Source organism: Haladaptatus pallidirubidus (genome assembly GCF_020700235.1).
In the GTDB taxonomy this organism is placed as follows: domain Archaea; phylum Halobacteriota; class Halobacteria; order Halobacteriales; family Haladaptataceae; genus Haladaptatus; species Haladaptatus pallidirubidus.
Genome location: NZ_CP085301.1, coordinates 2,167,816 through 2,186,802, shown reverse-complemented (window position 1 = coordinate 2,186,802; position 18,987 = coordinate 2,167,816). Strand labels below are relative to the sequence as shown.

The window sequence follows — 18,987 nt, the reverse complement described above, 5'->3', positions numbered from 1 at the left end:
CGAGATTACAGATATCTGTTACAGACAACAAAATCAGACGGTTTAGTCATCGCGTCGATGGAGACTGTGTACCGGTGGGCTGTGGGATTCTGTGGGCAGGTGCCTACGTGGTCGCATTCGTGGTGTACGCTCTCCTTTCAGCTATTCTCCCTGCGTTTTCGTCCGCTGCCGAGCTTGCACGCTTTCTGGTCCTTATCGGCACGGACATGGGGCGTCTCGAAGGGGCTGATGCAGCGACCGTGGTCTTCGTCGTCACCCGGGCCTGCATCCTTGCACCGATCGCTGAGGAGTTGCTCTTCTGTGGTGCATTGTTCGGCTGGCTTCGCGGTCATCTTCCGGCGTGGCCAACGATCGGGGTCGGATTCACGTATATCCATGGAATGATGACGATGACGATGGTTCCGCTCGCGCTCATCGTTGGCATCGCAGTAGGCTATGTCCGAGAGCGTACCGGCTCAGTCACGTCGCTCATTATCGTTCACATCATTTAGAATGTCGTTATCGTATTCGTCGGGGTTTGGTCGATGCAGTACATCGGATAATTTGGCGGTGAAGTTTCGGTGTATCGTGTGTTCACGTTGGCTGTGAGCGGCAATGATAACGAGGTGAAGTGGATTCACTCGATAGATAGCGATCGAATCCACTTCGGAACGTGTCCGAGCGTGGTCCACGCATCATTCTCGCGGACAATCACCCGTCCTTCAGTTGTTCCTGCGAGCACGCGTTCGTCGGCTGCCGCCCATGCATAGACGAATTCGTCCGGTGCGCCGGGATATGGCTTGCTCTCGAACGTGGTTCCGTCGTCCGTTGATTCGAACAGCGATGCATTCACGCTCCGTTTGTCATATCTGCTGCCCATCGGGAGGGTCGGTGGAAGCATTTGGGCAGCGGCGTACAGGATTCCCTGGTAGGAAAACGCCTCCTGAAAGTACGGCCCAGGCAACTCCGTGTCTAGTCGCGTCCATGAATGCCCGGCGTTAGTGGTTCGATAGAGTCCACCACCGCATGAGACGACGTATTCGTCAGCGGTTACCACTAATACATGGTGAACATCATATTGGAGATCATCCCCGCGTTCTAGCTCAAGACCCGCACGTCGCTCAGTCCAAGTCTTACCATTATCATCACTAATGTGGACTCCGCCGACTTCGACACCAGCAACTACCCGGTCGGGTGCATCGGCGTGTATATCGAGGCTACGGACGTGTGACTTCCCGCGATGACGAGGAGTATGCCACTGGTCACGAGAGGGAAGTTTCTGGAATTCCTCCAGTTCCGTCCATGTCCTGCCTTGATTAGTCGAGACGTATATGTGAGCCGGATGCGTGCCCGCATACAGACGACTGCCGTTGGGACTTACCGCGACGGCGTACATCTCCTCTTGTGGCACGCCAAGCCGGTCCCATGTTAATCCCTGATCTGCCGAGTGGAACAGGCCGGTTTTCGACGCGGCGAACGACCCGTGCTCTTCGAACGCATGGACGCCGAGCGTCACTCCCGAGTCAAGTACCCGTTCGACATCGTTGAGCTCACCGCTTTGCGAGCGGTAGACGCCGTCCTGCGTCCCGATGAGTAAAGTCATGGGACTTGATTACACCTCCTGAAGTTGCGCCGCCCGGGTTTCGACCGGTTCAATTGCTGCGTACTCGACAGCGCGGACACCGAGCGTCCGAACGCGCTCTCGGAGGTCCTCGTCTACGAATTCGTCATCGTCGAACGCGGTACGCGCCTGCGGAACCCCCGCCTGGTACGGGAGAACCCAGGCGTGTAGCGATCTACAGACATTGCGGAGGTGAGTGAGTGCCGGCGTGGGAAACGGCCCGCTCGAGACGACGAGGAGCCCGACAGTCGTGTTCTCGAACTCGTCGAATCCGCAGTAATCGAGCGCGTTCTTCAACACGCCCGAATACGAGCCGTGGTACATGGGCGTTCCGAGGATGACCGCATCGGCCTCACGGATCGTCCGTCTCACCACGTCGCCATCTCCTGCCCCATCGACGTCGGGATCGAGCGGCGGGAGATCCAATTCCGCGAGGTCGAGCAACTCGGTTGTGCTGCCAGCTGCTTCGACGCCGACCAGCGCCTCGTGGAGCGCTCGACGGGTGTAACTTGCTTCGCGTCGGCTTCCGCACACTGCGACGACGTGCGGCTGCCCCTTTCCCGATGATCGACCGGCGCGTCCGAGAGAGCTCATTAGGATTCGGCCTCCTGGTTCGTCGCCTGGGTCAAGACGGCAACGATGGTGACTGCGGCGGTCACGTGCATCACCGCGAGTATAGCAAAGACCCTCGGCGGAGCGCCGGACAGGTCGGGCGCGAGGAACGTCGTAAAGGAGAGCACCAGCGCCGCCCCTGCGATGATGGTGAACGTCCGGTTCGGTCGTGCCGCGTATCGCGTGACCACTCCGTACACGAGGGTCGCCCCGATGGCGGCAACGGCTGAATTAACGACAACCGGCCCCACCGCGAGTGGTCCGAACGCGCCGCCAACGAATTCAGCCGGGAATTCGACGATCGCTAGCCCGATGAACAGGACGAGGATGTTCACGATGCTCACGATGAGCAACGCTAAGAGGCCGTATTTTGCGAGTCGGAACGTGCCGACGGATCTGCTCAATTCCGAGTTGTTCATGGTGGTCATGGATGCCATGCTCAACAGTACAGTAGCTGTAGTAATATACTATTAAGTTAGAAGTTATGGAGCAACTCACCTCCTGTGTAGCTACTCACCAATTTCGAAGTAACAAATTATGTGACTTCAGAACCCATAGTTAGGCTATGGTCGAACCACCGCAGGCTGAAGAATTCATCGAGACAATCCTCTCCAATGAGACAGCGCGACCACCCGGCTCAGAACAAGCGAAGGATGACAATCGAACGATGGCTGCGCTCCTCAACCTCTTGGGAAAGAAACACACCATCGTGATCCTCCACCAGTTCGCAACTGGAGATGGGCCATTGCGATTCGGCGATCTTGAGGAGGCAGTCGATATTGCTCCAAACACGCTCTCGAATCGGCTCGAAGAACTCACAGAGGTCGGGTTATTGACGCGACAAGCGTACGACGAGATCCCACCGCGTGTTGAATACAACGCCACGGAGAAGGCAAAAGAACTAGCCCCTGTCTTCTGGTATCTCGGCGTCTGGACCGAGCGGCACGACCTCGAACCGATTGCCACCGATGACGATTGAGACGCGCTAAATCTCGGCAGAACAATTATCGATAACTCTTGCGATTCTCGACGCGTAATCTCCATCGATCGGCGTTCGCGTGATCGAGTTCGTCAATCGATTGTCGGTCAGGACCGCTGTTGCACCCTTGGTCAAACCGATCAGTAGCCGTTTGTCCCCGTCATTGTCGAGCATTCGCGTGGCAAGTCGATCAGCATCGATCTCGTCGTCTCGTGTCTCCTTCAGGACGATCGCAAGCTCGCTGTGGAGTGTATCGAACAGGACCGTCTCACGGAACATACACAGCGGTTTTGCTCCGAATCGGTGTAAACAGTCGCCAGCCAAAGCGAAAGTAGATATCCCAAGGTTAGTTTAGTCTACTAATATGACCTTGTTGAAACCCTCAAAAGGTGATCGAGTCTAGCGGTTGGACTGAATACACAGCGCATATCGGTCACGCGACTTCGCCAGCAGATAGTTAAGCCACGCATTGGAGAAACGCTAATTCAGGAGGGAATACAATGGATACCATGACGCTAGAAGTCCGGAACGCGACGGCTGAATACGTCTCCGTGTTGGTAAAGGTGTATCACACTGCATATCGGGAAAACAAACGGATGGGATTCCCATCGAGTGTCCTTGAGTGTGATACGGACGATGTTGCAGACTGGCTTCGCAACCGGACAGTGTTAGTTGCGAAACGCGAGGATGAGATAGTCGGTGTCGTTCAACTCATCCCACGCTCAGACTGGGACACGCCCGAGATTGGACGGCTCGCGGTTTCACCAGACTATCAAGGGGAAGGAATCGGACAACTGCTTCTCGAATCCGTCGAGGAGCACGCGAAGGCGGACGGTCAAGATTCGATTCATCTCCGTACGCTATCCAGACACCCGTTCCTTGAAGACTGGTATCGGCAAGAAGGGTACGAACGGATTGGGATTGAGCGACTCAGTAACCGCCCGTATGATGTGCCAATCATGGAGAAGGAATTGTAGCAGTACGGACGCTGTAACGATTTATCTGCAAACCACTGGTGCTGAATTCAGCCTCTCTATTCAGCACGCAATCTGTGACAGCAACTCGGCAACCTGATGAGCCGCTGCAAGAAACAAGGCGCGAATCTCGCAAAGTATTGCTCCTGGGTAGATTCACCTCGAGCTTGCGTACCTATCAGTACCGAGCGGCTAAATTACGAACTCAACCCAGTTGGCAGTGACGAATTTGTGGCGACATCCTTTGCAGAGATATATTTCGACGACTTGGCCCGTAGAAAGGTGAACATGGTACTGTCTGACCAGGTACTCCTCCTCTCCGCAGTTGCTGCATGTCACGAGTAGATCGTCCTGTCGGGTGCAAGAACTACAACTACCATCGATATAACTCTCACGCGCACCGTTCACAGTGCACATCTGATGGGTAAGGTCTGTTACCTCCCTTCCCTGATCATCCCGAACTGCTGAATAGATACTCTGTACTTATCATGAACCCGGGGGGCGATATTCGTTGAGCCGTCTCCCAATCTAGTCGTTATGTGAAGTTGTTTTTCGCCCGTACAGTGGATAGACGGATCACGCGTCATCAGATGGATCGTACGGGTGCGCGTCGTCGACTGATGGCGCCCCGATGGCGAGGATACGTGTGGCTGTTTCGGCGGTTTCGGGATTGAACGCTCGTTGCGGGCTCCCAGGATCGACGAAGAGGACGTGGTCGGATTCGACAACATACGTCTCGTCGGGGGTTTCGACGTGAAGTGTACCGTCGAGAACGTAGAATGCCTCGACTTGCTCGTCATGGGAGTGGTAGCTCAGCCCGGACTGCTCACCGGGAGCGAGTTCGTAGACCCGAAGACCGAGCTTCGAGTTTTGATAGTCGTATCCTGCTGCAACACTGAGCGACCGAACATCGGTCGGACGGTTGTCCCACTGGTCAAGGTCGTTCGGGTCAATGAGATGGTAACCCATATCTATCGCTATCGATGGAAGATGATTAAATGCTCGGACTAAGCAGCCTTCTACAGTCTGAACAGGCCGAGTACCTCGGGGCGTGATCCCGAGGTGGTTCACTGAACGTCACGTACAACACCCCCACGGTGCCGTCACAGCTCACCGACAGTTGGCAGGAGCGACTGCTGGATAAACACTCTCTATTCAGCACACCATTCCTGTTACGCTCTGAGAACTTCAGCAGAAGCGTGTAGGTTAGTATAAAGTCCACCCACAACTCCCGCTGAGCGGGGTTGATACGGAGCGAAATCCAGAAGGCGTTGCCACGTCCGGCCTGTGGAATGGGCCAGCAGAACTCGTGCGTTCGCTCCTCGGAATGGTCGATTCGGAATCCCCGGTTCGTGAATCGAACAGGGTGGTCGTCTTCGAGTTCCGAAGCATTGTACGTCCGGCGAAGTTGCGGGACGTACTTCTTGAGCGCGTCTTTGGCGTAGGACGTGAGGGTGTAGCCGCTGACGACATCATTGACCGCAGTCTGTGTATCCGCGCCACTCTCGAACGCTTCGCTGAGCGCACGGCGATACGTCGACACAGTACGCTGAAGTCGGTGCTCTTTGTGCGCCGTTGGTGGCGCAGGTTAGTGATTCAAGGCGCAAAGGCCTTGGATACCGACGGCCCATTCAAGTAGGACAGACAGCCGGGCGAAACACGTGTGAATGCCCAGCTAACCGAACGCGATTCCTCCCCGCTGTTCACGGCGGGGTTTCCTCGCTACCGCACAGATGAGTTCTTCTTTTCCAGTCGTTTGATGTCCCGAGCAACGTCAGACAAATCGTTGTTGAACTGATGTCCACCGGTATCATACTCGTGAATAGTTGCCTGCGGAAGTTTTTCCGCGTACAGCACGAGGTGGGAAAATGGTACTATTTCATCGTCTCGGTTGTGGTAAAAGAACATAGGTAGTTCACTTGGGAGCTTCGACGCAACGTTTTTCTCTAGTTCGTACTCGCTAACTTGCCACCCTTCGGTACCCCAGAAAGGCAATGCGATAAGGAATAGACCAGCGATAGGCACGTCCATCTTCTCCTCGGAAAGACATTTTAACAGAATCGAACCGCCCAAAGAGTGTCCGAGAAGAATCACCTCATCATCCAATGCAGCAAGTTCCGTTACGATCTGCTGTTTCCATGCCTCGTATCCGAGATGATCTTCATTTGGCATCCGTGGATACTGTACTTTGTATGCAGCCCCCAATACATCCTGTAGGTTCACTGCTAATTTTTTATCTTCTTCGTATCCTCCAGCACCATGAATGAACAGCACTTGTTGTTCCATAGTGTTCCTCTCTCTGGGTGTCTGTTCCACTCTAATCGACTTATAGATGCGCTGAACGGCGAATATGGACTAGCTCTCTTCTGTGATGGTTGGTCAATCATTGTCAGCTTAGGATTCTGGTCACTCTGTATCAACCTCCGAAGTAGCAATAAAAAGGGCTGAAGCGGTGGTTACTTCGGCAGTTCCTTTCGTCCCGTCCTCACACACGGCCAGCACGGGAAGCCGTTCAGGCTATCACAATCGCATTTTCTGGTTCAGCGTCGTCTTCGTCTGTCTCGTTGTTCTCGGACGGGAACGTCTCAAGTGTCCCATCGTCAGTTGCGTTTTCGACGGCAGGCATGTGCTCACAGAATGCGTACCGGTGAACGTGGTGCGGGCAGGTGCAGGCCATCGCATCGCCCATACCGTCGTCCAGCGTCACGACGTAGTGGTGGTCAGCGGGGTTCTCATGGCTTTCATTGGTCACTTCGACCATTCCGGGGGTGCCATGCGTGGATCAGTTCGTGACGCACCGTCGAACTATTTGGATTCAGATGGAATAGCAGTCACTCAGACCCAATTGAAACCCGCAGTGACCGATTACGATCTGCTTGCTCTGATCCGACGTTCGAATAAAAGCAGCACCAATACAGTCACGGCAAGGGCGGTCGGCATGAACTGGACTTGTGTGAACGGGGTCTGGTGGGGCGAGCCACACGCCTGTTCCCGTCGCTACAATACTACCGGCCGCCAGGATCCCTGCGATTCGTTCACGACGCGTCTCTTGGACATCTCGTTCGTGTGAGCGCCGATAGAAGAGGATATAATACACGCCAGTCGGAAGGAAAACCAACGTGCCGAAAGCCCAAGACAGTGCCGATGAACTGCCACGAGCAGTGGCATCAGTGAATATCCAGTAACCGAGGGATACCCACCCAACCGCGAACAGAACGAGCGTGAGAAAATATTCGAGATACAATGCCGGTGGCATAGGTATGACTGTTACTGAGTGTTGTCTTGCTATGAGCTTTCTGTTGACTCATAAGTCACTATTAGCAAGGTTATGGGTTTCATCCGAGGCCGAAATGGGGAGTTGTATAGGTTGCAAATAGCAGGCATCCGACGAAGATCGAAATCCCGCTAAGGAACGATATTCGTCGCGTGTAGAGACAACGCCCTGGTGCTCAGCGTGTTTTGTCTGTCTCAAATGTGTCTACAACATCGTTGAGGTCAAAAAGGTGGATGTCAGTACGATCGTCAGCAGCTTCTTCTACGGACGATTTGAATCCCGATCGGCTAAATAACGCGTATTCATATGACGGATTGCCGCCCGTCTTCGGTGTCCAGTCGATATACTCTACCGTCTCTTCGAGAGTGTTGAGGATATCATATCCGAGTGGAGCATTTGTGAACTTGGCTTCACCGACGAGAAGTTTTGGCCCGTCAGTCGGGGCGACGACATCGATTTCACGTCCTTTGTACCACCACTGACTCGGCACCCGTGTGAATGTACATTCGGGATACAATTCAGGGAGTGCGTCGTGGCAAAGTTCTTCAAACGTTTCGCTCACGAAGTCCGGCAACTCTGGTTCGATCAGATCCTCGTATGCATTTTCGCCATAGAGTTCATATTGTCCACCACGACCATACAGATACCGGAAGTAAAAACGAAAGACGGGATCTCGAATTTTGTAGCGTGTTCGTTTACTTCGAGTTGGGTCAGCGAGTGCTGGATGATGTTTTTCGATGATCTGAAGCGTTTCCAAGCGGTCGAAATAATAGGACGTGTTGGTGCTCTCAATACCGGCCCCCTGTGCGATTTCGTTTCGACTTCGATTTCCCCTCGCTATGGATTCTAATACCGAGAAATACGTGTTTACCTCACTGAGTTCCATTTGGAGCACTGTTTCGGGCTCGCTATGGAGTGGCCCATCCGGATCACACAATAGTCGTGTAATATTTTCCCCTAGTGATCGTGATGCATCGAGCGGATCTAGATAGCGCGGTGTGCCACCGAAGACACCATACACAAACACACGGTCCTCCGGGGTGTATCCCGGAACGAACTCTTGGACTGACCGGAAGGGGAGTTGTGTGAGCTCTATTCGACCATTCGGCGTCTGGGAAATACGTCCATAGAGTGGCGCACCGCCATCAAGCAAATAGGTGTGAATCATACCGACCGCTGACCCCGTAAGGATGAGCGTTGCTTGACTGTCGTCTACGCCGGTGTCCCACAGGTGTTGCACAATAGAGGGGAAACTCTTGTCTGATTCGATGAGGTAGGGAAATTCATCGAGAATGATGATTGCGTCTCTCTCAACGAGGTGTGTAAGAAGTGGTTCCCATTCTTCTTTGACGGACGTAATGCTGGGAAATGTTGAGGCAGCTGTTTCAACGAAGCGAGAAAGTTGGGTAGTGGGAGTTCCTTGGACTGCCTGATAGTAGACGACGTCGTTTCGATCAATAATGGATTGACGAACGAGTTCGCTCTTCCCGATCTGCCGACGCCCGTAGATGATCGCGAGTTCCGCCTGCTCGCTACCGTACAGCGCCTTGAGTCGGTTGAGTTCCTTAATTCGATTGACGAACTGTTCCATACGTACTGTAGAAATACAGGGTATGTATGTGCTTCGAAGTTAGTGGTGAGACTATTAGAGTTTGAGCTATAATAGTCTCATTCCTAATCTCTGTGTTCTATGAGCGTTCACTAGTCGGTGATATCCGAGAACGTCAATTGCCGTAACATGGATAAAAACAGCTGAAGCGGTGGTTAGTTTGGTAGTTCCTTTCGTCCCGTTTGCACGCACGGCCAGCACGGAAAGTCCCCGAGGCCATCGCATCGCCCGTACCGTCGTCCAGCGTGACGACGTAGTGGTGCTCAGTGGGATGGTCGTGATACTAAGTGATTTTGTTGATAAATACAGAGAATAAATATTAGAGTGAACCACTAGTTCAAACGTGGCTGAATGGTTGTGAGAGTCTTCTCTGAGCAAAAAGACGGCAGATTATTTACTGCCGATCATTTTTTTGACAGAACTCATTATATTAGTCGGATTCATGCGCTTTTCCATCTGTTTTTGGTTGAAGTAGCTCGCAAATGCGAGAAGTGTTGGTGGCCACAACCCGATGAATATCCCCCGAGTTCTGTTGCCACGGATGAAGAATTGATACCAGGACAGGCCAACGGATGCGAGAGCTGCGAGTACGATTGGATCCTGTGCGGATTCACCTGCTGCTTTTTGTTCTGGCTGTTCCCTCATTTCTTCTTGACTTTCACCCATCATTCCGAATATAGTGACTATCGACAGTTAGTTAACTATAGCGGCAATTTATTTCGCAATATTATTTAGATGATTTGTGAGCTATTATCGTTGAGATTCACGAAGGATAAGCGGACCAATAGCAAGCGTTCGTTTAGCAACAGGGGCAATCCGAAGAATGTAGGAGGTGAATAAAAGGAAGGGAATGAGTGTCACTGTAAACGCTCCGCTCACAACCCATGTAATAATGGGAATTGAAAGGAATGTACCGCTGAAAGTTTCCGCTCCAACGAAGGTCAGCATACCACCGGAAACGATGAGCGCTGGAATCGCTGCATAAAGAATATATTGGGAGAGGTTAACGAGCGCCCACTGGAAGTACAGCGTCTTAATGTGTTCTCGGGCGGGACCGAACATAGCCAGAGCTGTTTCCAGATCATCGAAGGCCAGTTGTTGGTTATCGCTCAGTGAATCGGCAAATTCGTCTACCATTCGTTCAACTTGGTAGATCTTCCATCCATAGTTGAAATTCAATGCCGAAAATAGAACATCAAAAGTTCCAAACTGGGACCCTTCAAGTTCGTCTTGGACTTCTTTCGCGTTTCCATGCAGACTATCGACGAACTCGGAAACTTGGCGGATTAGTTCCTCATCATCGCTCTCACCGATAAGCCGATCGAGAACCTCTGCTCGTCGCTCAGTTTCATTCACGAGTTGACCAAGAAATTTCGAAGGATCGGCTGGGACGACAGAGTTGAACAAGTCTTTGGTGTAGGTGCGAAAGTCCATCGCATCACTCATCCGCTTACGCTGGTCACCTAATGGCCCGTTTTCTTCTGAGAGAACAAGCTGGCTGATTGTAACGACCAACGTTGTTCCGGTGACGATGACACCGATCATCGCAGAAAAAATCGTTTCAATTGTATCGGTTGATTTGATTTCGCTTGGAAGCGATGGATTGAGCGTGAGACTGAATACAAGAAATGAGAGAAAGACAAGAAGAGCAAGCAATCCAGTAAGGAGAAATCTATTCATCCGAAAGAGAACCCATATTTTGAGCCGGCTCTCTTCTGACCGTCCTCGCATCGTATTCGCAGTCCCAATATCGCTTTCGTTGTTACTCATTCATTCCTCCGTATCAGCGTCCAGCGGTCGTTTTAGAACGAGGTACTTCGTGCCACCGCCCTCATACTCAATCGTTCCGACGAACTCCCATCCGTCAGCTCCAAGTTCGTTGAGTTGGTCTGTGGGATCACTCGCTTCCTTCTGTGTTTCCTCACGTGGTGGTCTAAGGCTGCGGTACTCCCAGTGAGTAGCGTTCTGGGCACACATTAGCATACTCTTCGATCTTTTATCATATTAGCTTCATTCAGAAGTCACCATCATGAAGAAGACCGTATTCAACAACGTAGGATAATATTATCAAATGGACAATTTATAAATTTCTCAATGTCTATAATAAAAATGAAAAAATGAAAGAACAACGATAAATGATCACGAGCCATTTTGCCACCTCCATTGACAGGCTAGCAACACCTCTTGCTCCGAGGACACCGGCGATGATTGCGAGGACGAAAAAGCGGTTGCAAGTTCTATGATTGCCATAGATAGTATATAAGATATCCAAGTAGTCAACCATCTCGCCAAGACTGAGAACAAGCGCCAATAGACATTAGAACGTGTATCATTCCAAAAGAGAGAGTGAGAGAGTAACTCGGTGAATCGCAGCACAGAAGATAGATGATTTCAGCAAGAACACTACGATTAGGTGCATATATTTGAATTCTGGTAACGCAAGGTTAAGCTAGTGAATAGCTTCTAGACGGATGTTATGGTGGAAGAAACAGACGAGTTTAAAACCAGAGGGGGAAGAAGAACCTGAAGTCGCTGAAGAGGCCGTATACGATCGCTCTGAGCTGCTTTCGTTACTTCTGCAGTATTACCGTGGCGAGATGTCTCAGTCAGCGACCTTTCTTGGCCGATTCGATTTAACTGCTGATTGGGCGGTTGCGGTTGTTACAGCGATTCTTGCATTATCATTTGAAAGTAGGGGTTCGTATCTACTTTTCATTGGAATGGTTGCGCTCTCTAAGTTTCTGATTTTGATGTACGCCGATATCGTATATACGATGTCTATCGGGCACGAGTCCGTCTTATCGAAGAAAACGTCCTTGCGAACGCATTCGACCCGGAAGGCTACCACTTACGAATTGGCGCGAAAAGATCGTTAAATGGGAATTACTCTGCGTGGAAGCCAACCATTCTCTATTATCTCATGATCATTCCGCTGCTCAATGTCCCGATTGCATGCCTCTATCAGTTCTATCGGCACCGGTACATCGGGATCCCGTAATATCGTTTACGCGATATCGTTTAAGGGACGTTCACAACAGGAATGTGAATACCGGGTAGGAACCGACAACCGCCAGCGAGGGCGTCAACACCCACATCGTAACGATACGCTTGGCCGCTGCTGGGTCGAAGAGGCTCCGCTGATCGAGATCCGCCGGCCCCTCCGCACCAACGTCAGGCACGTCTGGCAATTCTTCCGGCTTCTCTGCCGGTTCCTCGTAACGGGCAATATCGCCGATCGTTGGACTTGCAGGCATATCCTCAGCGCGGGAGGTGACCAGCGCTCCTGTCGCGACCTCTAAATCCGGATGTTCACGTTTCGGCGTCGCAAACTCTACGAGTGTCGCTGCTCGGCTTGCCCGACCCCATCCAAGTCCAATAATCGTCGATGTCGTACTTACTGCGAGACTCGCCGGGATTCCGAAGTAGGATAGAATCGTGATGATAGTGCCACCGACTATGGAGACAATCAGTGAAGCGAGAATTGGAAGCTCCGTAATATCATCTCCTACCGTCTCCAGCGTGCGACGGGCGATGGTGAAACTGCCTAGACCGAAGGCCACCACCGCGAGCAGGACGCCCTGGTTGACGGTGAGCGATCCCCCTTCGCCGACGAGGGGGGCCACAGCGTTCGCCGCGTTCGACGCTCCCGCCGAAAACGCCATGTAGCACGCAATGACGACTACCGAGAGTGATCCAATGATGTCCTGCCGTGTCGCGTTAGGATTTAGGTAGAGTCGGGGAATCGTCCCAGAACGGTCGAGTTGGATAAAGTGGAGATCGAACTTTGTGAACGCGACATAGCGATCCAGATACGGGTAGATGTAACGCCCGACCACTATTCCGATGCTGAGGCTGATCAGCGGCGCGACGATCCATGCTGAGACGATAGTAAACATCAGTGCCTGATTGAGTGTGTTCGACGCGAGGCCCAGTCCAACGATGGCGCCAACGGCCGTCATTGACGTCGAGGCTGGAACGCCGTAGAGATTCGAAATAAGGAGTGACATGCCGGTGAAGAACAAGACAGCGACGCTCGCGGCAGGTGTGAATTGGGTTGCCGGTACAATACTGCTGCTCATTGTCGCGATGACGTTCCGACCGACGGTCCATGCTCCGAGAAAGCCGAAGCCGACGAACAGGGCTGCTGCGGTCGCCTTCCGAAGGAGACGTGAGCCGACTGCCGGACCGAACGCTACACCCGTCGATGAGCCACCAATATTGAACCCAACGAATACGGCAACGACAACACCAGCGACGGTTAGCACTGATACCATTGTATTCTCTCTAAATCAACATTGCTGACACCTATATAAAATCACTGAAGCCAGTTCCGAGGTGTCGGTATCTTGAATATTCGAATTTCTTTGCGCTCAAATCATAGGAGAAGTGATTCATGAATGGCTTCCACAAGATAGTAGCCACAAATTCGATGCGGATACACAATATCTTCTCGAAGAATTACAGAGATTCAAGGAGAATGCCTGACCCTCGAATAGACCCAATCACCCACCAAGCAGACACAAGGGTAAAGAAGGGGTGGGTAGGGGTGTGCGCGTCGTAGGTTAGTAGTGTATACTAACCATTGCCAACAGGAGCAAACGCCCAGTAACTCCGAGCTTGCGGTTCGAGCAGAACCGCATACAGTCTAATGAAGAATCACGGTATAGGCTTTGTGCCCATGGCTGACGCACGTCTGACTGAATTACATTATGCTCCAGTTGGAGTGACACTGTATGCCGAATGTATCCGTCCGGATCGATGATGAACGCCGCGAGGAGTTAGATGAACTCGCGGATAATGCCAGGTTATCCCGTGCGGAGTACATCCGTGACGCACTCAGAGTTCGTGAGGAGTACTATGAAATCCGTGAGAAGTACAACGAACTCCAAGACGAGCACGAACTACTCCGCTCGAACAACGAAGAACTCCAAGATGAATACGCAGAACTCCACGAGGAGTACGACGAACTTCAATCGGAGTACGAGGAAGTGAAGCAAGAACTCGAACGTGTTCATCGGGAGAAGCGCCAGATCCTCGAACAGCGCGAGGAGAACACGGAGCTCGTCAAGTACGTTGAGGAGGAGCGAAGTCTCACCCGACAGAAAGCCGAGGCGGGTATCGCTACGCGGGCGAAATGGTGGCTCTTCGGAATGGAAAGATAGCAGTATTGGTTTCTGCACAACCGTGCAAAGCGAGTTGATGAGCTTAAACGAATACGTAATGAACGTGATGCATTGATGAGGTTATTACTCAAAAATGTCTCAGAAAGAGTGATAGATACATCGATGAAATCGTAATCAGATATATTATAGTATTAATCGTTAAACATCTTCTTTGTCTCCTATATCTCGAAACAAGAAGAGTAGAAAACCATTCTAGAAAACATAGTTTTATCTATTTCAACAATTTATAAACAACGTGATCTATTCGAAGGTACCTCTCGCGATTGCCCTTGCTCTAATACTTGTTATCGCAGGATGTAGTACTACTAGCGAAACAACAACATCGACAACGCCTGCAGTCGACACTACGCAGTCATCAGCGACAACGCAAATATCGACAACCGGAACTTCCACCGCAAAACAGACAACAACACTAGTAGCGGCATCTTCAACAGTAGCACAAACTAGTACGACCACAACACAAACCACGACAGCGCAACCGACAACAATCACAACATCAACACCAACACAATCCACAGCGTCGACTCCGACACCAACGCAGACAACTACACCAGAACCAACATCGACAACTCAAGCAGCTCGTGGGCCAGGGAGCGGGACTAAATGGACAGTTACCGTCACCCGGGTCGTCGATGGGGACACAATGGAAGTTGAGTTCCCGAACGGTGAAACTGACACACTCCGCCTTTTGGGAGTTGACACGCCGGAAACAACATTGAGCCGGACGAATCCCAGTGATTTCGAGGGAATCCCAGATTCGACGGCTGGACGCGACCATCTATATGAATGGGGGGAGCGGGCAAGTCAGTTTGCGGCGGACGAATTGGATGGGAAGACAGTTCGGATTGAAACGGATCCGGAAGCCGACCGCCGGGGGAGCTTTGGGCGGCTCTTGGTCTATATCTATGTCGATGGTGAGAACTTCAACCGACAGCTATTGACCGATGGCTATGCTCGGCTGTACGACAGTTCCTTCTCGAAACGGAGCGATTTCGAGACTGCCGAAGCGAACGCCCAGCAGAAGGAGGTTGGATTGTGGGATTTCGACGAGTCGACCTCGACACCAGAACCAACTCCGACGGCGACTGAAATGACCGAGGCGCCGTCTGATGGAGTGGATATCCCACCACTGCCGTCGGATGGCGACTACGATTGCAGTCACTTCGAGACACACGAACAAGCGCAGGCCGTGCTTGAGCAGGATCCGAGCGACCCTCATCGGCTTGATGCTGATGATGACGGCGTTGCCTGCGAGTCGCTCTAAGCGATTCCGAAGTATTTTGACATCTCTGTGTATACTGATTTTTGGATCACGAGAACATGCCGAAACGTATGCGAGCCAATTGTCAGCAGGCAATGGGTCGCTGCTAGATGGGTGTCATAACGAGGGCAACTACGATAAGAATCGAGGATGGTCCCTCGGTATGACCCAACAGAACTATTTTGAATGATTCTCGAAGGGATAGGGATATGCTAATCTTAATCTCTCGTAATGTTTATTCAGAACACTATCCAATGTATTTGTATGACAGAAAACCCTACTCACTCATCTCCTTTTTCTCGAGAATTCTTATTCAACAAGCAGTGTCTGGCTTTTTCTGTTTTCGTCGGAATCATTGCTGTACTCGTCAATCTGCTCATCGACAATATTCACACAGTCAGTGATGCTCTCACGCCATTCCTTGGTGCCACGATCGCATTGTATCTCGTTCAGACCCCGGTTCGACGAATCCTCTCTTAGTAGAAAGCGTAGTCCTAATTATCATCTGAATACTTCTTAAGTGAGTAGACTACTGATTCAGAATCTGGAACCATTGCAAGTCTACATCGAAATGGCAGTGGCCATGATATGAGACCTCCCACTCAATCGCATCGACCGGTAAATTTGGGAAATGTTCAGCCGCGACGTCCGCCGCATGTGCTTGCGCCCAGTCGAGCAGGGCTCGCTCGGTTGTTGGTTTATCGTCGTCCTCATCGGGTGTATCTGTGCATTCGATCAGCGTTCACTGGGTGACATCTGACAGCGTCGTTTGTTGTGATCGACGTTACCGTACTTGTCGTAGCCGGTATGTGGACCACTGATACTCGTCTGCGTCGTCGTCCGATGGGAACGCCTCAAGCGTGCCTTTGTTTGTCGCGGTTTCGACGGCAGTCATGTGCTTACAAAACGGTGCGGTGGACGTGGTGCGGGCATGTATAGGCCATTAGCTCCTAATGACATTGTCGAGAGAAACCGATGGAGAATGGATTTTTACTTGCATAGTGTGACGATAGAGATGTATGGGAGAACATACCGTATATGCAGAATGGGATCGTCTCTCGGCTGTTCGGGTTCATACTCCTGGGATCGAGGTATGGGCTGGAACGCTCGACTATGAAACAAACCTCTTCGAACAGATGATTCCTCCAGAGCGAGCCCGTGCAGAACATGAGAAAATAAAGTCATGTCTTAAGGATACAGGTGTGGAAGTACACCAGCTCGCAGATGACCTCGAAACTGCAGGCGTTCTTGATGATCTGATCCATGAATCTATCTCGGAAATGGACAGCAACTCGTCAGCAGACGTAGGGACTATCAGTGAGACATTCAACTCCAGAGAGAAACTTCACCTTGCCTTAACACAAGTGTCGATGCAGCAACCGAGGGAGGAAGAAAGTATAAAATTATTGATAATAGATCAACCCCTTTCGAATATGTATTTTCAGCGAGATACAACGATTCTAGGGGATAAAGGGCCTATTTTATGTAATATGTTTGAGCCAGTACGGCAACGGGAAGTCCCAATCGTCCGCGATGCGTGGGAGGGAATTGGAGCCGATATCATCTACGAAATGGATGCGCACGTAGAAGGTGGAGAATTCCTTCCAGCCGGTGAGTTTGCACTCCTCGGAGTTTCCGCGGACCTTAACGGGAAAGAACACGTAATCCGAACAAGCTACGCAGCCGGTCAGGAGTTGATGAACAGTGGCGCGGTTGGGTACGAAGAATTTGTGCTTGTCCGTGCACCCCTGCAGGCCGATCGGGAGTTCCGAAAAGAACATGATACTGGCTCCCGGATAATGCACCTCTTAGGGTGGGTAAACATTGTCTCTGAAGATTTGATAGTTCTAGATGCAGATCTCGCACGTGCAGCCAACGTGGATGTCTATGAGAGACGTGGGAACGATTACACAAAGGATCATTCGAGCAACCTCTACGACTACCTGACCGAAGAGAAAGGGTTCGACATTGTCGATGTCTCCTGGTCCGAACGGTGGCCTACAAACTTCCTCACCATTGAGAGCGAAACGATTCTGCCGCTCTATGAACCGGACGCTGACGGAGAGTATCGCTCCGAAAATAATCCGACAATAGAGAAACTGAAGGAACTCGGTGTAGAGATCCTACCAGACGGGGCAGGAATTCCTCGAGACTCGTTGACGAACGGTGGGGGCGGTATCCATTGTATGACGACTCCCCTTTCGCGAGAATAGACAGAGTGATGTTAAGCGGGATAATTTGAATTTCCGGTCACAAGCAGTTTTTCTGTGGACCCTATCCTTCCACTTGGGTAGATCTCTCTACGTCCGCATCCTGTAGAATATTCGGATCGAAGGTGCTGTTGGGAACATCGTTGACGCTCACATTCGTGTATGTCGTCGTGATGGTCTTGTCGCCGAGATAAACCGCGTTCGGGTCATCATCAGACTCATTCATCGGGTCATTTGCACCGGGGTTTCTGAGTTCTGCCACATTTATATTTCTCATACTGTCGAGATGGGGCTTTTGTGCCGTTTGTTTCAGAACGAGTCCCGTTTCTGTATCGGCCCAGATGGTTTGTGCATCGTAGTACGCAAGGTTCCCGCCATTTAGATTGCCGTCGAGGTAGATGACATCGGCTTGTTGACTGTTGACTATATCAGTCCCGTTGTACTGGATTGCGTTTTCTTTTTTGATGGTTGGGAATGGGGTCTCGAAAAGACGATAGCTTCCCTTCTCGATCCGAGCATGTGGAAAGAAATGCTCCGAGTGACCCGTTGACTCTGTCCGTTCTTGAATCCGGTATTCATCCTCACTTGGGACGTATTGGACGGTCGCAGTCGCATTCTGGATCCAGAGACTCTTCGGTTCCGATGAATTGGGACTCCAAGATTCAACACGTGTGAGAACCCCGTTTTAGGATAACTTGACGGCGACATCCCACTTCTGAACGTAGGTGAGTTGACTCCCGTTCGAAAGCTGTGTAACCATCGTTTCAGTTATGGTGGCCTGATAACTAGTGATCTTGTCTTGTTTTGATCGGATACGTTCGAGGGCCTCCTTGGTTTGATCGCTAAGTGGGGGAATTTCTCCCATTGTCGGTGTTCCATTGACGCGTGTCGACTCGGATGTCGTTTGATCTGTCGGTGGGGTTTGATTCTGTTGGTCATTCTGAAGGGGTGTACCGCCGAGGCATCCGCTGAGGGCGACCATCAGCGTGATGATCGCAATGAATCCGATTGAGCGTGAACAGCGTATGGTTCATTATATCTGTTGTATGGTAAGTATTTTGTGGTGCCAAGAACAGATTTGAATAATATGGCACACTCTTAAACATCGCTTGTACTAGACACTACACTTTCTACTTTCAGTTTATTTAAAAATATTTATAATTATCTACATCACTGCTCGCCGGGTTGGTCTCTTACTTGGTCTTGGTGGAATTGCTCTCATTCCGCTGTTGTTAGGTAGTGGCGGTGGGACATTGCGCATGTGTCGGGAGTATATATCCGATTT

General features: G+C 51.2%; 22 protein-coding genes and 2 pseudogenes. 8 read left to right on the top strand and 16 right to left on the bottom strand.

Annotated elements, in window-relative coordinates:
* The first annotated feature begins 74 nt into the window (after positions 1–74).
* Positions 75–491: a CPBP family intramembrane glutamic endopeptidase gene (locus LIX15_RS11865; protein WP_227773402.1), complete on the top strand. Its 417-nt coding sequence runs from the start codon at positions 75–77 to the stop codon at positions 489–491.
* 125 nt (positions 492–616) lie between these two features.
* Here LIX15_RS11865 and LIX15_RS11860 read toward each other — a convergent pair whose 3' ends face one another.
* From LIX15_RS11860 to LIX15_RS11850, 3 genes are read right to left on the bottom strand one after another with little or no spacing between them, the layout of a single operon-like run.
* Entirely contained in the window at positions 617–1,582 is a 966-nt protein-coding gene (locus tag LIX15_RS11860; RefSeq protein ID WP_227773401.1) for a WD40/YVTN/BNR-like repeat-containing protein, read from the bottom strand.
* A gap of 9 nt (positions 1,583–1,591) precedes the next feature.
* Positions 1,592–2,194 (bottom strand): NADPH-dependent FMN reductase, encoded by a 603-nt coding sequence (locus LIX15_RS11855; RefSeq protein ID WP_227773400.1) that lies wholly within the window; start codon positions 2,192–2,194, stop codon positions 1,592–1,594.
* Complete coding sequence (locus tag LIX15_RS11850) at positions 2,194–2,649, bottom strand: DUF6069 family protein (RefSeq protein WP_227773399.1); 456 nt, start codon at positions 2,647–2,649, stop codon at positions 2,194–2,196. The genes LIX15_RS11855 and LIX15_RS11850 overlap by 1 nt, the downstream gene beginning before the upstream one ends.
* Positions 2,650–2,777: 128 nt before the next feature.
* Here LIX15_RS11850 and LIX15_RS11845 point away from each other — a divergent pair, with 128 nt between their 5' ends.
* The gene (locus LIX15_RS11845; protein ID WP_227773398.1) at positions 2,778–3,191 is read left to right on the top strand and encodes a winged helix-turn-helix transcriptional regulator; all 414 of its coding nucleotides are present in this window, start codon (positions 2,778–2,780) and stop codon (positions 3,189–3,191) included.
* A gap of 6 nt (positions 3,192–3,197) precedes the next feature.
* On the opposite strand, the gene LIX15_RS11840 is transcribed toward LIX15_RS11845, so the two are convergent.
* On the bottom strand, positions 3,198–3,470 hold the full coding sequence (locus LIX15_RS11840; RefSeq protein WP_227773397.1) for a hypothetical protein: 273 nt from the start codon (positions 3,468–3,470) through the stop codon (positions 3,198–3,200).
* A gap of 221 nt (positions 3,471–3,691) precedes the next feature.
* On the opposite strand from LIX15_RS11840, the gene LIX15_RS11835 reads away from it, so the two are divergent.
* Positions 3,692–4,168 carry a GNAT family N-acetyltransferase gene (locus tag LIX15_RS11835; RefSeq protein WP_227773396.1) on the top strand — a complete coding sequence of 159 codons (477 nt, stop codon included), beginning with the start codon at positions 3,692–3,694 and terminating at the stop codon, positions 4,166–4,168.
* Positions 4,169–4,741: 573 nt separating this feature from the next.
* On the opposite strand, the gene LIX15_RS11830 is transcribed toward LIX15_RS11835, so the two are convergent.
* From LIX15_RS11830 to LIX15_RS11790, 9 genes and pseudogenes are all read right to left on the bottom strand, one after another.
* Positions 4,742–5,134, bottom strand: coding sequence for a cupin domain-containing protein (locus LIX15_RS11830; RefSeq protein ID WP_227773395.1), 393 nt, complete (start codon positions 5,132–5,134; stop codon positions 4,742–4,744).
* Between the two features lie 241 nt (positions 5,135–5,375).
* Positions 5,376–5,750, bottom strand: a pseudogene (locus LIX15_RS33225) (RNA-guided endonuclease TnpB family protein); the annotation flags it as partial.
* A gap of 137 nt (positions 5,751–5,887) precedes the next feature.
* Entirely contained in the window at positions 5,888–6,451 is a 564-nt protein-coding gene (locus LIX15_RS11820; RefSeq protein WP_227773393.1) for an alpha/beta fold hydrolase, read from the bottom strand.
* 226 nt (positions 6,452–6,677) lie between these two features.
* Complete coding sequence (locus LIX15_RS11815) at positions 6,678–6,917, bottom strand: SWIM zinc finger family protein (RefSeq protein WP_227773392.1); 240 nt, start codon at positions 6,915–6,917, stop codon at positions 6,678–6,680.
* Between the two features lie 697 nt (positions 6,918–7,614).
* Complete coding sequence (locus LIX15_RS11810) at positions 7,615–9,030, bottom strand: ATP-binding protein (RefSeq protein WP_227773391.1); 1,416 nt, start codon at positions 9,028–9,030, stop codon at positions 7,615–7,617.
* A 408-nt stretch (positions 9,031–9,438) separates the two neighbouring features.
* Positions 9,439–9,717 (bottom strand): hypothetical protein, encoded by a 279-nt coding sequence (locus LIX15_RS11805; RefSeq protein WP_227773390.1) that lies wholly within the window; start codon positions 9,715–9,717, stop codon positions 9,439–9,441.
* 81 nt (positions 9,718–9,798) lie between these two features.
* The gene (locus LIX15_RS11800; protein ID WP_227773389.1) at positions 9,799–10,818 is read right to left on the bottom strand and encodes a DUF7972 family membrane protein; all 1,020 of its coding nucleotides are present in this window, start codon (positions 10,816–10,818) and stop codon (positions 9,799–9,801) included.
* Positions 10,819–11,025, bottom strand: a complete 207-nt coding sequence (gene sp36 / locus LIX15_RS11795) for a Sp36 family protein (protein WP_227773388.1) — start codon at positions 11,023–11,025, stop codon at positions 10,819–10,821. It lies immediately after the preceding gene.
* A 121-nt stretch (positions 11,026–11,146) separates the two neighbouring features.
* Positions 11,147–11,332: a DUF1328 domain-containing protein gene (locus tag LIX15_RS11790; protein ID WP_227773387.1), complete on the bottom strand. Its 186-nt coding sequence runs from the start codon at positions 11,330–11,332 to the stop codon at positions 11,147–11,149.
* 187 nt (positions 11,333–11,519) lie between these two features.
* Here LIX15_RS11790 and LIX15_RS33220 point away from each other — a divergent pair.
* A pseudogene (locus LIX15_RS33220) lies at positions 11,520–12,046 on the top strand (DUF2270 domain-containing protein).
* A gap of 31 nt (positions 12,047–12,077) precedes the next feature.
* Here the strand turns inward: LIX15_RS33220 and LIX15_RS11780 are convergent.
* Positions 12,078–13,322 (bottom strand): inorganic phosphate transporter, encoded by a 1,245-nt coding sequence (locus LIX15_RS11780; RefSeq protein WP_227773386.1) that lies wholly within the window; start codon positions 13,320–13,322, stop codon positions 12,078–12,080.
* Between the two features lie 459 nt (positions 13,323–13,781).
* Here LIX15_RS11780 and LIX15_RS11775 point away from each other — a divergent pair, with 459 nt between their 5' ends.
* From LIX15_RS11775 to LIX15_RS11765, 3 genes are all read left to right on the top strand, one after another.
* Complete coding sequence (locus LIX15_RS11775) at positions 13,782–14,210, top strand: ribbon-helix-helix protein, CopG family (RefSeq protein WP_227773385.1); 429 nt, start codon at positions 13,782–13,784, stop codon at positions 14,208–14,210.
* A 664-nt stretch (positions 14,211–14,874) separates the two neighbouring features.
* A complete protein-coding gene (locus LIX15_RS11770; protein ID WP_227773384.1) occupies positions 14,875–15,495 on the top strand; it encodes a thermonuclease family protein in 621 nt (206 codons plus the stop codon).
* Between the two features lie 261 nt (positions 15,496–15,756).
* A complete protein-coding gene (locus LIX15_RS11765) occupies positions 15,757–15,972 on the top strand; it encodes a hypothetical protein (protein ID WP_227773383.1) in 216 nt (71 codons plus the stop codon).
* Between the two features lie 255 nt (positions 15,973–16,227).
* Here LIX15_RS11765 and LIX15_RS34005 read toward each other — a convergent pair whose 3' ends face one another.
* The gene (locus tag LIX15_RS34005) at positions 16,228–16,350 is read right to left on the bottom strand and encodes a DUF8118 domain-containing protein (RefSeq protein ID WP_497007436.1); all 123 of its coding nucleotides are present in this window, start codon (positions 16,348–16,350) and stop codon (positions 16,228–16,230) included.
* Positions 16,351–16,511: 161 nt separating this feature from the next.
* Between LIX15_RS34005 and LIX15_RS11760 the strand changes: the two genes are divergently transcribed.
* Positions 16,512–17,705 (top strand): arginine deiminase family protein, encoded by a 1,194-nt coding sequence (locus LIX15_RS11760; RefSeq protein ID WP_227773382.1) that lies wholly within the window; start codon positions 16,512–16,514, stop codon positions 17,703–17,705.
* A gap of 61 nt (positions 17,706–17,766) precedes the next feature.
* Here LIX15_RS11760 and LIX15_RS11755 read toward each other — a convergent pair whose 3' ends face one another.
* Positions 17,767–17,964, bottom strand: coding sequence for a hypothetical protein (locus LIX15_RS11755; protein WP_227773381.1), 198 nt, complete (start codon positions 17,962–17,964; stop codon positions 17,767–17,769).
* Positions 17,965–18,987 lie beyond the last annotated feature (1,023 nt).